We start from the raw sequence: 13,432 nt of genomic DNA on the forward strand, positions 1-13,432 counted from the left end.
TTTTGAGAAAATGGCAGACGGAAACAGATTTTTCCCGGCCCCGCGCCTGATCCTCGCCGCCCTGGTGGCGGGAGCGCTGGCCGGCGCGGTCGCGGTATATGTCAGCGAGAGCCGGTCTGGCAACAACGCCGCGCCCCAAGCGGCGGTCGGCGAGAGCAAGGACGACATCGCCTGTGCCGCCAAGAACGACCGCGCCAAGAAGGTAGCGGCCTCGGCCACCGGCGAGGTCGCCGCACTTTTGCCCGCCGATCCGCCGCAATCCATGAAGAGCCTCGCCTTCAATGGCCCGGATGGCAAGCCGATGACGATCGCCGACCATGCGGGCAAGACGGTGCTGCTCAACCTCTGGGCCACATGGTGCGCGCCGTGCCGCGCCGAAATGCCTGCGCTCGATGCGCTGCAGAAGGAGAAAGGCAGCGCCGCCTTCCAAGTCGTCGCCGTCAATGTCGATGCCGGCGACGATGTGAAGCCGAAGAAGTTCCTCAAGGACACCGGCGTCGAGGCGCTCGGCTATTACCGGGATTCGACGGTGGCCCTGTTCAACGACCTCAAGGCACGGGGCCTGGCACTCGGCCTTCCCGTCACCCTGCTGATCGATGGCGAAGGCTGCCTGATCGCCCATATGAACGGTCCGGCCGAATGGTCGGGGCCTGACGCCAAGCGGCTGGTCGAGACGGCGCTCGGATCGTGAACATCAGAGTGTCTTGACGCAATTCCCGGGGAAAACCGTTTTACCCATTTCCTCGAATTGCTCACGCGGAGCGCACGTTTGGTTTGAGCAAGACGAGATTGCCGTCCTGGGGAGCGACGCGCACCGGAGCGCGCTTGCCATGGCCGGTCAGATCGTCAAACGCCTCGATCGGCGCCGGCTTGCCGAGATAGTAGCCCTGGCCGATCTCGCAGGCTTCCGCGTCCAGGAATTTGAGCTCGCCAAGCGTCTCGACGCCTTCGGCAAGGACCGGCAGGCCGAGGCCACGTCCCAACCCCAGCACGGCGCGCACGATCGCCGCTACCTGACCGTTCGTGTCGACCGCCTTGATGAAGGAGGCGTCGATCTTGATCTTGTCGAACGGGAAGGCGCGCAGGTTGGAGAGGGAGGAATAGCCGGTTCCGAAATCGTCCATGGCGACGCGCACGCCAAGCGCCTTGACCTGCCGCAGGGTTGCCAGCGCGCGCGGCATGTCCTTCACCAGCGCTGTTTCGGTGATCTCGAGTTCCAGTCGTGTCGGGGCAAGGCCTGTCTTCAGCAGGGTCTCATGGACCTTGCGGCTGAAATTGGGATTGTGAAGCTGTACCGCGGAGACGTTGACGGCGACCATCAGCGGATTCTCCCAGCGGGCGGCTTCCTCGCAGGCCGCGTCGAGCACCCAGTCGCCGATCTGCCCAATGGCGCCGCTGTCCTCGGCGACCGGGATGAATATGGCCGGGGAAACGTCGCCGCGTTCGGGATGGCGCCAGCGGATCAGGGCTTCGAAGCCAACCATCCTGCCGCTGCTGATCTCTTTCTGCGGCTGATAGACGAGGTAGAATTCGCCACGCGCGACGGCCTGGCGCAATTCGTGCTCCATCACGCGCCTGTCGCGGGCCTCGGTGCCCATCGACGCCTCGAAATAGCGATAGGTGTCCCTGCCTTCGGTCTTGGCCCGGTAGAGTGCCGTATCGGCATGGCTGATCAGGCTGGTCTGGTCCCCGGCATCGAGCGGATAGATCGCGATGCCGATGCTGGCAGAGACCAGCCCGCCACCTGCCGCTGACCGGTTTTCTTCACGCATGGCGGCGAGAACCGAGCCTGCGATGCGGCCCGCCGCCTGCGGGTCGGGCAGGTTGGGGGCGATGATGGCGAATTCGTCGCCGCCAAGGCGTGCAAGCAATTGTCCTTGGCGCAGAACGCCCGCCGCGCAGCTTGCCACCTTCTGCAGCATCGCATCGCCGGCGCCGTGTCCGTAGAGGTCGTTCACTTCCTTGAAACGGTCGAGGTCGAACAGCAGAAGTGCGAGATGCCGGCCTTTGACGGCCGTCTCGGCAGTGCCGGCCCGGTTCATGGATGCGATTTCCGCGTCGAGGCGGCTCGAGAAACTGCGGCGATTGGCAAGCCCTGTCAGCGGGTCGAAATGGGCGAGGCGAAGGATTTCCTCCTCAGCCCTCTTGCGTTCGCGGATGTCGCGGACGGCGATGACATTGTGGGGTTTGCCGCAATAGTCGATGCTTCGGGCGATCAGTTCGACGGGAATTTGCGCGCCGTCGCTGTTCCTCAACTCCGCCTCTCGCGGTTGGCCTTCCAGGCTGGCCGCGTCGGTTGCGGTGCGTTCGTCGAAGAGCTCGCCCAGTTCCTTGCCGTGCAGCGCCGCGGCTGGCGTGCCGGCCAGCTTGCCCATGCTGTCATTGGCGCTGACGATGCGGTTGCCGTCGCAGACGATCAGCCCCTCCACGGCGGCATTGGCCAGGCCGTGCATGCGGTCGACCTCGAGCTTCTGGCGACGGAAACGCAGGTCGATCCACAGCGCCGATGCCGACAGCACCAGGATGACCAGCGTGGCGGCGGCGACCGCGAAGGCCTGCGAGGTCGGCGCGATCGTATATTCGGAGATGGTGATCGAGGAATCGGGAAAGATCGAGACGGCGCTCATGCCGATGAAGTGCAAGGTGCAGATCGCCAGCGTCAGAAGCACCGCGCCGACGGACGTCGCCGGCAAGGAGGGGCGGCGCAGCACGACACGCAGCGCCAGCGCCGCGAGCATTACGCCCGCCAGCAGGGAAACGGCGACCAGCAACAGGTTCCACTCGATCCGGCCCTGAACCTCGAATGCCGCCATGCCCGTGTAGTGCATGGCCGCGATGCCACCACCTAGAACGGCGCCGCCGACGAGATGATAGTCAAGTTCGTCCCGCAAGGTGGCGATCCAGATACCTGCCGCCGTCAGCGTCACCGAAGCGGCCAGCGAGAGCACGGAGAGCCCCGGATCGTAGGCGCTGGGTATGCCCGGCGTGAACGCAAGCATGGCGATGAAATGCGTTGCCCAGATGCCAAAGCCGGTCGAGGTGGCCGCGATCATCAGCCAGGCAAGCCGGTTCCTGTCCGTCGAGCGGCTGATGTGGTGAAGCAGATTGACAGCAGAGAAACAGGAAATTCCGCAGATCAGCGCGGCGAGTGCGACCAGTCTCAGATCGTGCTGGTTCACGATGCAATTATAGACCGTCAACATCTTATTTCCCCAAGCCCATCGGAAATAAAAAACGAAATATGACTGATTAATGCTTGGCCGTTGAAGGATCGATGAAGTCGCCTGCAACTGTAGCGTGCATTTCCGACGTGGAGCCCGTAGCATGCCAGGATTTCGGTCGCCCTAGCTATCCAAGGCGCCGGTGCGACGTTTTGATGCCGGTCAAGCCGCCGAGGGAGAGCAGCGAGCAGCCGTGCAAAGGCCTGAACGCCACAGCAGAACTGTCACATACCTTCTCTAAGAGAGCGGGCAAGGACTTGCGCAAGACCCTTGTCACCAGCCACTCAAGAGGGAAAAACCATGACCATGATCAAGCGGGGCCTTGCTGCCCTTGCCGCAGGTGCACTCAGCACCGCGCTGGCGATGCCTGCCTTTGCGGAGCCGGTAAAATTCGATTTCTGGTTCGGCCTTTCGGGCGACCTCGCCCGCGTCGTCGACACGCTGTGCAAGAATTTCAACGAGTCGCAGAAGGACTATGAAGTCGTCTGCACCAGTCAGGGCAACTACGACGCCACGCTGCAGAACACCATTGCCGCCTTCCGCGCCGGCAAGCAGCCGGCCGTCGTCCAGGTCTATGATGTCGGCACCGCCACCATGATGCTGTCCGGCGCCTACAAGCCCGCCGACAAGCTGATGGAAGAAAACGGCTACAAGATCGACTACGCGGACTATTTCCCCGGCATCGCGCGCTACTACGCGACGTCGAAGGGCGAGATGCTGTCCTTCCCGTTCAATTCCTCGACCGCGCTGATGTACTGGAACAAGGATGCCTTCGCCAAGATCGGCAAGACCGAGGCGCCGAAGACCTGGGAAGATGTCGGCGCCGATCTCAAGGCGATGAAGGAAGCCGGCTACGAATGCCCGATGGCGATCAACATCTCGGCCAACGAAAGCTGGCAGCTGATGGAACAGTTCTCGGCGCTGCACAACCAGCCGATCGCCACCAAGAGCAACGGCTATGACGGCCTCGACGCGCGCCTGGAAGTCAACAAGACCAAATTCGTCCAGTACGTCACCGATCTCAAGAAGTGGTATGACGCCGGTCTCATCAAGATCAAGTCCAAGGATCTTGGCCAGGACATGGTCCAGGCCTTCGCCTCGGGCACCTGCCAGGTCATCCTGACCTCGGTCGGCGACCATGGCACCGTCGGCAAGACGCAGAAGGAAGGCATGAACTGGGATGTCGCCGAGCTGCCCGTCTATGCTGGCACCGAGCGCAAGAATTCGCTCGTCGGCGGCGCCTCCCTGTGGGTTCTCTCGGGCAAGTCGGATGCGGAATACAAGGGCGCGGCCGCGTTCCTCAACTTCATCCACGACCCCAAGACCGCCTTGTTCTGGTCGACCAACACCGGCTACATCCCGGTGACAAAGTCGGGCTTCGACTACATGAAGTCGAGCGGGTTCTACGACAAGGCTCCCTACAAGGGCCGTGAAGTCGCGATCGCCAGCCTGACCGCTTCCGAACCGACCGAAATCACCCGCGGTGTGCGCCTGGGCAATTTCACCCAGATCCGCGCCGAGTTCGGTACGCAGATGCAGGCGATCTTCGCCAACAAGGTCAGCGTCCAGGAGGGCCTCGATACGTTGGTCAAGAATGGCGATGCCATCCTCGACCGCTTCCAGCAGACCTATCCGGGCAAGACCCTGCCCTAATCCCGGATAGCGGAGCGGCCGTCCGTCGGGACTCGACGGACGGCCATTTCGTACAAGTTTTGATTTACGCATGCCCTTATCCCGAAACCGGGATCCGTTTCGGAGACATGCAGTAGTCTTCCGCCGGGAAAGCGGACCGGCGGTTCAACGGCATCGGCGGATCGATGGAAAAACGCGTCACTTTCGGCAAATGGACGATCGGCATCCTTTTCGCGGTGCCGCAGCTCCTCCTGATCTTCACGTTCTTCTATTGGCCCGCCGGCCAGGCCGTTTACTGGTCGCTGACGCTGCAGCAACCCTGGGGCGGCGGCAACATCTGGGTCGGGCTCGACAATTTCCGTTCGATCCTGTCCAACGCCGATTACTGGAACTCCATCACCGCCAGCCTGATTTTTGCCGGGATCAGCACCGGGCTTGCAATGTTCATCGCGCTGGTGCTCGCGGCCCTGACCGATCGGCAACTCGCCGGCTCGCGTCTCTATCGCGTGGTGCTGATCTGGCCCTATGGCATCGCCGCGCCGGCGCTGGCGATGGCGTTCCGCTTCATCCTGGCGCCGGAAGCCGGCTTCATGGCCGTGGTCAACCGGGTCTGGCCCGGCTTCTGGGATCCCGGCCTCGACGGCGCCGACGCCATGGCTTCGATCATCGTCGCCTTCTCGTGGAAATATGTCGGTTACAACTTCATCTTCTTCCTGGCCGCCTTCCAGGCCATCCCGCGTTCGCTGATCGAGGCCGCCGCGATGGACGGTTCCGGTGTCATCAGGCGTTTCCGGGACATCCAGTTCCCGCTAATCACGCCGACGATCTTCTTCCTGCTGGTCATCAACATCACCGAAAGCTTCCAGGATTCGTTCGGCATCGTCGACATCATGACCGCTGGCGGCCCGGCGAACGCCACCAATCTGATGGTCTACAAGATCTATTCAGACGGCTTCAAAGGCCTCGATTATTCGGGCGCCGCCGCGCAGAGCATTATCCTGATGCTGCTTATCATCGTGCTCACCATCTTCCAGTTCCGCTTCATCGAGCGGCGCGTGCATTACAGGTGAGATCGCCATGGTCGAGCGCACTCCGTTCCTCAATTTCTTCACGCACCTGATCCTGTTCATCGGCTTCGTCTTCTGCATCGCGCCGTTCGTGGTCGTTGCGATCGCCGCGTCGCACAATCTCAGGGATGTCAACGACGTGCCGATGTCGCTGCTGCCGGGCAGCGACTTCTGGGTCAATATCAAGACCGCCTGGACGACGGCAGACCTCGGCCCCAAGCTGCTCAATAGCTTCATCATGGCGGCAGGTGTCGCCGCCGGCAAGGTGATCATCTCGGCGCTCACCGCCTTCTCGATCGTCTATTTCCGCTATCCCGGGCGCAACTTCATCTTCTGGCTGATCTTCGTGACGTTGATGCTGCCGCTGGAGGTGCGCATCGTGCCGACCTACGCGGTCGTTGCCAATGTGCTGTCGCCCTATCAGGCGATTCTGGACGTGACCGGCCTGAGCTGGCTGATCGAGAAGGTGTCGGGCGTGCAGGTCTCGCTCAGTCTCGGGCTGCTCAATTCCTATACCGGGCTGATCATGCCGCTGATCGCGACGGCCACCGGCACGTTTCTCTACCGGCAGTTCTTCCTGACGGTGCCGGATGAACTGACCGAGGCGGCGCGCATGGACGGCGCGGGGGCACTGCGGTTCTTCATCGATATCCTGTTGCCGCTGTCGCGCAACAACATGGCGGCACTTGGCACCATCATGTTCCTATGGGCCTGGAACCAGTATCTTTGGCCCCTGCTCATCACCACCGACCAGTCGCACGCCACGGCGGTCACCGAGCTCAAGCAACTGATCCCCAATGTCGGCGGCATTCCGGAATGGAACATCGCCATGGCGGGGACGCTGATCGTCATGCTGCCGCCGCTGATCGTCGTGGTGCTGATGCAGCGCTGGTTCGTGCGCGGTCTGATCGCCACCGAGAAATAAGAGGAGACAAAAATGGCCTCCATCGCAATACGCGGCGTCAAGAAGAACTATGCCAGGACGCAGGTCGTGCACGGTGTCGACCTCGACTTCGCCTCCGGCGAATTCGTCGTCATCCTCGGACCGTCCGGCTGCGGCAAGTCCACGCTGCTACGCATGATCGCCGGGCTGGAAGAGATTTCCGGCGGCGAGATCGCGATCGACGGCACTGTCGTCAACAAGCTGGAGCCACGCGAGCGCGGCTGCGCCATGGTGTTCCAGAACTACGCCCTCTATCCGCATATGAGCGTCGCCCAGAACATCGGCTATTCGCTCAAGGTCGCCGGTGTGCCCTCGGCCGAACGCACGCAGCGGATCCAGGCGGTTGCCCGCACTTTGGAGCTTGAACATCTGCTCGACCGCAAGCCGATGGCGCTTTCCGGCGGCCAGCGTCAGCGCGTCGCCATGGGCCGCGCGATGATCCGCGAACCGAAGGTGTTCCTGTTCGACGAACCGCTGTCCAATCTCGACGCCAAGCTGCGCGTGCAGATGCGCTCGGAAATCCGCAAGCTGCATCGCCGCCTGAACGCCACCTCCGTCTTCGTCACGCACGATCAGGTCGAGGCGATGACGCTCGCCGACCGGCTGGTGGTGATGAATGGCGGACGCGTCGAACAGGTCGGCACACCGGGTGAAATCTACACCCGCCCGGCCAGCCGCTTCGTCGCCACCTTTGTCGGCGCGCCGGCGATGAACATTCTGGAAGGCACGGTCGAGCTCGACGGGCTGTCGCTGCTTGGCGGCGGACGGCGCCTGGCTATCGCTCGCGCCGGCCTGCCGGTCGGCACGAAGGTGGCGATGGGCATCCGGCCGGAAGCCGTACGGCTGGTGGCACCGGGCACGGCCGGCGCGCTCGACGCCACCGTGGACCTGGTCGAGGAATTGGGCGCGGGGAGGGTGATCCATGTCGATCTCGACGGCGCGCCGTTTTCGGTGATGACGTCCGAGGCGGTCCGCCCCGAGCCCGGCAGTGCTGTTGGCTTGAAGATCTTGCCCGAGGACATGCATTTCTTCTCGTCGGAGACGGGAAGCCGCCTCGATGTCTTCAAGGCGTCCGTGCCCGAACCGGCGCTCTGATCTTCAGGCCTCCTCGAGCAGTGGCCGATCTGGTCAGCCGATACCCGCGAACGCATCGCCGCCTGAACTGTCCATTGCGCGCCGGCGGTGCCGTCGCGCTTCAGGCGAACACATGCGCCTTTCCCGACACGGTGAGCCGCACGATCTCGCCGACGGCCGGCGCGTCCATACCGGATTTGCGCAGGATCAGCGGCGTGTTGCCTATCGCGGCGGCGTCCGGCGGATCGGCGTTGTTCAGGAGCCGCACCGCGATCGTGCACGTCGCGCCGGCGAATTCCGATTCCGTCACCTCGCCGAACAACATGTCCGGCGTGCCTGACATGCCTTCGCGCGACGTCCGTTTCAGCCCGATCTGCTCCGGCCGCAGCATGATGCGGGCGACATCGCGGCTGTCCGAAGTGTCGACGGCGATGCGGCCAAGCGGCGAGCTGGCGAAGCCGCCCGAGATGCTCGCCGGCAGGATGATGGCATCGCCGAGGAACTCCGCGATCATCCTGTCCTTCGGCTTGAGGTAGAGATCGCGCGGCGTGCCGACCTGCGAGAATATGCCGTCGCGCATCACCGCCACCTGGCTGGCGAAGGACAGCGCCTCGGCCTGGTCGTGCGTCACCAGGATGGTGGTGATGCCGGCCGCCTCCAGAAGCTCGGCCACCGCCTTGCGCATCGAGGCGCGCAGGCCGGTGTCGAGTGCCGAGAACGGCTCGTCCAGCAGCATCAGCCGCGGCTTCATCGCCATGGCGCGGGCCAGCGCCACACGCTGCTGCTGGCCGCCTGAAAGTTCGTGCGGGCGGCGCTTGAGGATCGCCTTGTCCAGCCCCACGATGTAGGCGAGCTCGACGATGCGCTCGGCGCGCTTGTCCTCGCCCCGGTCCATGCCGAAACCGATATTGTCCAATATGGTCAGGTGCGGGAACAGGGCACCGTCCTGTGCCACCACGCCGATGCCGCGGCGATGTGCCGGGACGGCGGCGCCGCCATTGGCCAGCACCTTGCCGTCGAGCATGATACGGCCCTGGTCCGGTGCCTCGAAGCCCGCGATCAGCCGCAGCAAGGTCGTCTTGCCGCAGCCGGAGGGGCCGACGATCGCGGTCCGGCTGCCGCTGGCGACATCGAGGTCGATGCCGGCAAGGGCCGCGACCGGGCCGTAATGCTTTTTCAGGCCGCTGATTTCGAGGAAGCTCATCGTCCCGCCATCCGTTTCGACTGGACATAGAGCAGCCATGTCAGAGGCAGCGACATCGCCACCATGATGAAGGCGTAAGGTGCCGCCGAGGCGTAATCGATCTCGCCGCTGTAGGACCAGAACGCCATCGCCAGCGTGCGGGTGCCGTTTGGCGCCAGCATCTGGGTCGCGGTCAGCTCGTTCATGATGCCGAGCGCCACCAGCGCCATGCCGGCCGCGGCGCCGGGCGCCGACAGGCGGATGGTCGTCGACCACAGCGCGTTGAGCGGCGGCCTGCCGAGGCTGGACGCGGCGCGCTCGAGCTCGACCGGGGCCTGGGCGATCGAGGCGCGCAGGCTGACCAGCGCGCGCGGCAGGAACATGAGTGCATAGGCGACCAGGATGGTGAACAGCGTCTGATAAAGCGGCAGGGCGATACGCACGGTGATGGTGACCAGCGCCAGCGCGATGACGACACCCGGCAGCGAGCCGACGATGTAGTTGCACCCTTCAAGCAGGCGCTGCAACGGTCCCGGCGCGCGGATCGAGATCCAGGCCATCGGCATGGCGGCGACGGTGGCAAGCAAGGCCCCGGCAAGCGACAGGAACAGCGTCTGGCCCAGTGCCAGGCTTATCTCGTCGAGACGCCAGACTTCGGCGCCGCCGGCGATGAGCCAGCGGCCGATGGTCACGAACGGCACGCCAAGCGCCAGCAACGTGGTGACGGCAAGCAAGGCCAGGCTCGGGATGGTGGCGCGGCCGAGGCGCATGCGTTGCTGGTGGCGCGCCGCGCCGGAGCCGACGCGGGCGTAGCGCTCTTCTCCGCGCACCAGCACTTCGAGGCCCAGAAGCACGAAGCAGCAGGTCACCAGCACGCCGGCCAGCATGTTGGCGGCGGGGCCGTTGAAGGTCGACTGGAACTGGTCGACGATCGCCGTGGTGAAGGTATCGAAGCGGATGAAGACGTAGAGGCCATATTCGGCCAGCAGATGCAGTCCGACCAGCAGCGAGCCGCCGCAGATGGCCAGCCTGAGTTGCGGCACCACGACACGCCAGAACACGCGCCAAGGCCCGAGGCCAAGGGCTGAGGCCGCGTCCTCCAGGGCGGGGTCGAGGCGGCGCAGCGCCGCCGATACGGGCAGATACAGGAAGGGGAAATAGGCGATCACGGACACCAGTACGCCGGCCCACAGGCCGTGCAGCCCGGGAACCATGGTGATCCAGGCATAGGAGTGCACGAAAGCCGGAATGGCAAGCGGCGCCACGCACAGCCAGGCCCAAAGCCTGGCGCCAGGCAGGTCACTGCGCTCGGTCAGCCAGGCCAGCGCGACAGACAGCACGATGGCGATCGGCACTGCCAGCAGGACCAGCAGGGTGGTGTTGACCAACAGTTCGCCGACGCGAGGCCGAAAGACCAGCGCCGAAACGGTTTCCCAGCCCGTCTGCACCGCGGTCCAGATGATGAAGGCGAGCGGCAGAAGGGCGAGCAGCGAGACCAGAAGAGCGGCGGTGACAAGCCAGGGTGCCGCCCGCCGCCGCGCGTTTCGGCGCATCGTCGGCGGCAAGCCAGCGCGCGCGAGATGGACCGCGGGCTGCATCGGCTCAGACACCACACGGTTGGGGTGCGGTGGCGGCAATAGAGGGACCACGATCGCGGTCAGGAACGCAGCGTGTCGTCATCGACGAATGCCATCTCGAAAAACAAAACGCTCCCGCGGAAGGCGAAGTCCCGCGGGAGCTCGGTCGGTCTGTCCTTATTAGGACGAACAGCAACTAAAGCAAGCCGGCTGCCGTCATCAGGTCGGTGACCTTCTTGGAGTTCAGCGTCGCGGCGTCGACCTTCGGTGCCTGCAGATCGGCCAGCGGCACCAGTTTCGGATTGGATTCCGTGCCCTTGCCGACCGCGTATTCGAAGGAGGTTCCGTTCTTCAGCACTTCCTGGCCGCCCTTGGCCGTCACCCACTTCAGGAAAGCCTGGGCTTCCTTCGGATGCTTGCTCGAGGCGAGCACGCCGCCGCCGGAGACCGAGACGAAAGCGCCCGGATCCTGGTTCTTGAAATAGTGCAGCGCGACGTTCTTGCTGTTCTCGCCGGTCTTGGCCTGATCGCCAAAGTAGTAATAGTGGTAGATCACGCCGCCTTCGATCTCGCCGGCATTGACCGCCTTCATCACGGTGCTGTTGCCCTTGTAGGCGGTGAAGTTATCCTTCATCGCCTTCAGCCAGTCCGCCGTGGCGGCCTCGCCCTTGAGCTGCAGCAGCGCACTGACGATGGCCTGGAAATCGGCGCCCGAGGGCGATGCCGCCCAGCGGCCCTTCCAGCTCGGGTCGGCAAGGTCGAGCAGCGACTTGGGCAACTGGTCGGCCTTGAGTTTGGTGGTGTTGTAGGCAAAGACGGTGCTGCGCGCGGCCACGCCCACCCATTTGCCGCTGGCCGCCTGATAGTCCTGCGGCACCTGAGCCAGCGTGTCGGCGTCGACCGGCGCGAACAGGCCGGCATTCTCGACCAGCACCATGGCCGGCGAGTTTTCGGTGAGGAACACGTCGGCGGGCGAGGCGGCACCCTCGGCGACGATCTGGTTGGAGAAGTCGCTGTCGCCGCCATTGCGCAGCGTGACCTTGATGCCGGTTTCCTTGGTGAAACCTTCGGCCCATTCCTTGGCCAGACTTTCATGCTGGGCGTTGTAGACGATGATGCCCGCATCCTCGGCCATTGCCGGACCGGCAGCCAGGCTGATTGCAAATGCGGCGACACCGGCAAGGGCAAGAAGGGGCGATTTCATGGGGTACTCCTCGGGTTGTCCGCGCTGCGGATGCGACCGAGTATCAATTCATGAATGCACTAGTCAAGATTGAATTCCGTTCATCACGGTTTTGCGCTTCGCGGCACCGAGACGACATGCCACCCGATAGGTGGCCCGGTGGCCGTGGCTCCGGGATACAGCCATCGACATGGAATTCATGGGCCGCCTCGCAAACTTTCGTGACTTGCCCATAGTTTGGCTTGGACATTATTTCGCCGGCCACGTAACAAATCTGCGCCGAGGTGCGAAAACCGGGGAGTGAACTCTTGTGAGCGGCAAGGACGAGGCCGAGCTTTCCCGGCTGTTGCGGGCCGCGATCGCGGGAGATGAAAAGGCCTATGCCGACTTTCTCCACCGGATTGCCGCACTGATCCGCGGTTTTGTGAGGCGCAAGATCGTGCAGGGCGGGGTCGATCCCGAGGATGTCGTGCAGGAAACCTTGCTGGCCATTCATGTGAAACGGCATACCTGGCGCCAGGACGCACCGGTCCTGCCCTGGGTCTATGCGATCGCCCGCTTCAAGCTGATCGACGCGTTCCGGCGGCGCGGTCGGCGCATCGAGATCGATGTCGACGATATCGCCGAGACCTTCGCCGAACCGGAAACCGAAACCGTCAGTGAGCGCGACATCAACCGTGCCCTTGACGGGCTGCCGCCGGCACAGCGTTCCGTGGTCTCGGCCGTATCGGTGGAAGGCCGCTCGATCGGCGAGACGGCAGCGAAGTTCGGCATCAGCGAGACGGCGGTGCGTGTGTCGCTGCATCGCGGGCTTGCCGCCATAGCCAAGCGATTTGGGCAAGGGCGATTTGGGCGGGAATGACATGAGGACCGAGGATCTCATCAAGGCGCTCGACGCCGATGCAAGCAGCAAGGCGATGCCGTTGCGCTCGGCCTGGTGGCTGGCTGCCGGTGCGGCCATTGTCATCGCGGCCGTCGTTTTCCTGCTGACGATCGGCCCGCGCCCCGACTTCATGGTGGCCGCGCATACGATGCGCTTCCTGTCGAAATTCGTTTTCACCATCGTGCTGGCCGTCAGCGCCTTCGCCCTGATCCGCGCTTTGTCGACGCCGGGTGCGTCGACGGGTCGGGCGATGGCAGGGATGTTGGCCGCGCCTCTGCTGGTGGCCGTGGCCGTGGTTCTGGAGCTCTTCATGGTGCCGGAGGCGTTGTGGGGCACGCGCATGGTCGGTTCCAACATGATGATCTGCATGAGCTTCATTCCGCTGATCGGCATTGGCCCGCTGGCGATCTTCCTGTGGATGCTGCGCTACGGCGCGCCGACGCGGCCGGTGCTTGCCGGCGCTGTCGCGGGCCTACTTGCCGGTGGACTGGCGGCGACCTTCTACGCCGCGCACTGCTTCGACGATTCGCCGCTGTTCGTCGCCACCTGGTACACGATCGCGATCGCCGCGCTCGCCTTGCTTGGCGCGCTCGGCGGGCGGTTCTTCGTGCGCTGGTAGCAGGATACCTGCGACCACCCCATAGCGCATACCGATCCTTAATCATGCCG

Annotated in this window: 11 protein-coding genes; 7 read left to right on the forward strand and 4 right to left on the reverse strand. The window is 64.0% G+C overall.

What is annotated here, in order from left to right; genetic code table 11:
• The first annotated feature begins 10 nt into the window (after window positions 1–10).
• Window positions 11–691 (forward strand): thiol:disulfide interchange protein TlpA, encoded by a 681-nt coding sequence (tlpA, locus tag EB815_RS08655; RefSeq protein WP_056576122.1) that lies wholly within the window; start codon window positions 11–13, stop codon window positions 689–691.
• A 61-nt stretch (window positions 692–752) separates the two neighbouring features.
• Here tlpA and EB815_RS08660 read toward each other — a convergent pair whose 3' ends face one another.
• Window positions 753–3,203 (reverse strand): sensor domain-containing diguanylate cyclase, encoded by a 2,451-nt coding sequence (locus EB815_RS08660; protein WP_056576125.1) that lies wholly within the window; start codon window positions 3,201–3,203, stop codon window positions 753–755.
• Between the two features lie 318 nt (window positions 3,204–3,521).
• Between EB815_RS08660 and EB815_RS08665 the strand changes: the two genes are divergently transcribed.
• From EB815_RS08665 to ugpC, 4 genes are all read left to right on the forward strand, one after another.
• Complete coding sequence (locus EB815_RS08665; RefSeq protein ID WP_056576128.1) at window positions 3,522–4,874, forward strand: extracellular solute-binding protein; 1,353 nt, start codon at window positions 3,522–3,524, stop codon at window positions 4,872–4,874.
• 164 nt (window positions 4,875–5,038) lie between these two features.
• On the forward strand, window positions 5,039–5,923 hold the full coding sequence (locus EB815_RS08670; RefSeq protein ID WP_056576131.1) for a carbohydrate ABC transporter permease: 885 nt from the start codon (window positions 5,039–5,041) through the stop codon (window positions 5,921–5,923).
• A gap of 7 nt (window positions 5,924–5,930) precedes the next feature.
• Window positions 5,931–6,845 (forward strand): ABC transporter permease subunit, encoded by a 915-nt coding sequence (locus EB815_RS08675; RefSeq protein WP_056576132.1) that lies wholly within the window; start codon window positions 5,931–5,933, stop codon window positions 6,843–6,845.
• Window positions 6,846–6,857: 12 nt separating this feature from the next.
• Window positions 6,858–7,958: a sn-glycerol-3-phosphate ABC transporter ATP-binding protein UgpC gene (gene ugpC, locus EB815_RS08680; RefSeq protein WP_056576134.1), complete on the forward strand. Its 1,101-nt coding sequence runs from the start codon at window positions 6,858–6,860 to the stop codon at window positions 7,956–7,958.
• Window positions 7,959–8,058: 100 nt separating this feature from the next.
• Here the strand turns inward: ugpC and EB815_RS08685 are convergent, their stop codons facing one another.
• The 3 genes from EB815_RS08685 to EB815_RS08695 form a co-directional block, all read right to left on the reverse strand.
• The gene (locus EB815_RS08685) at window positions 8,059–9,141 is read right to left on the reverse strand and encodes an ABC transporter ATP-binding protein (protein ID WP_056576137.1); all 1,083 of its coding nucleotides are present in this window, start codon (window positions 9,139–9,141) and stop codon (window positions 8,059–8,061) included.
• Window positions 9,138–10,718, reverse strand: a complete 1,581-nt coding sequence (locus tag EB815_RS08690; RefSeq protein ID WP_056576140.1) for an ABC transporter permease — start codon at window positions 10,716–10,718, stop codon at window positions 9,138–9,140. Before EB815_RS08690 ends, EB815_RS08685 begins: the two co-directional genes overlap by 4 nt.
• A 175-nt stretch (window positions 10,719–10,893) precedes the next feature.
• Complete coding sequence (locus tag EB815_RS08695) at window positions 10,894–11,901, reverse strand: iron ABC transporter substrate-binding protein (protein ID WP_056576143.1); 1,008 nt, start codon at window positions 11,899–11,901, stop codon at window positions 10,894–10,896.
• A 289-nt stretch (window positions 11,902–12,190) separates the two neighbouring features.
• Here EB815_RS08695 and EB815_RS08700 point away from each other — a divergent pair, with 289 nt between their 5' ends.
• The gene (locus tag EB815_RS08700; protein WP_056576145.1) at window positions 12,191–12,742 is read left to right on the forward strand and encodes a sigma-70 family RNA polymerase sigma factor; all 552 of its coding nucleotides are present in this window, start codon (window positions 12,191–12,193) and stop codon (window positions 12,740–12,742) included.
• A 1-nt stretch (window position 12,743) separates the two neighbouring features.
• Window positions 12,744–13,382 carry an NrsF family protein gene (locus EB815_RS08705; protein WP_056576147.1) on the forward strand — a complete coding sequence of 213 codons (639 nt, stop codon included), beginning with the start codon at window positions 12,744–12,746 and terminating at the stop codon, window positions 13,380–13,382.
• The last annotated feature ends 50 nt before the right edge of the window (window positions 13,383–13,432 follow it).

The organism is Mesorhizobium loti (genome assembly GCF_013170705.1).
In the GTDB taxonomy this organism is placed as follows: Bacteria; Pseudomonadota; Alphaproteobacteria; order Rhizobiales; family Rhizobiaceae; genus Mesorhizobium; species Mesorhizobium loti_D.

Bases quoted from the DNA above. Each gene is read 5' to 3' on its own strand.
- EB815_RS08705 (WP_056576147.1), top strand. From the start codon at position 12,744: ATGAGGACCGAGGATCTCATCAAGGCGCTCGACGCCGATGCAAGCAGC.
- ugpC (WP_056576134.1), top strand. From the start codon at position 6,858: ATGGCCTCCATCGCAATACGCGGCGTCAAGAAGAACTATGCCAGGACG.
- EB815_RS08675 (WP_056576132.1), top strand. From the start codon at position 5,931: ATGGTCGAGCGCACTCCGTTCCTCAATTTCTTCACGCACCTGATCCTG.
- tlpA (WP_056576122.1), top strand. From the start codon at position 11: ATGGCAGACGGAAACAGATTTTTCCCGGCCCCGCGCCTGATCCTCGCC.
- EB815_RS08690 (WP_056576140.1), bottom strand. From the start codon at position 10,718: ATGCAGCCCGCGGTCCATCTCGCGCGCGCTGGCTTGCCGCCGACGATG.
- EB815_RS08685 (WP_056576137.1), bottom strand. From the start codon at position 9,141: ATGAGCTTCCTCGAAATCAGCGGCCTGAAAAAGCATTACGGCCCGGTC.
- EB815_RS08695 (WP_056576143.1), bottom strand. From the start codon at position 11,901: ATGAAATCGCCCCTTCTTGCCCTTGCCGGTGTCGCCGCATTTGCAATC.
- EB815_RS08670 (WP_056576131.1), top strand. From the start codon at position 5,039: ATGGAAAAACGCGTCACTTTCGGCAAATGGACGATCGGCATCCTTTTC.
- EB815_RS08665 (WP_056576128.1), top strand. From the start codon at position 3,522: ATGACCATGATCAAGCGGGGCCTTGCTGCCCTTGCCGCAGGTGCACTC.
- EB815_RS08660 (WP_056576125.1), bottom strand. From the start codon at position 3,203: ATGTTGACGGTCTATAATTGCATCGTGAACCAGCACGATCTGAGACTG.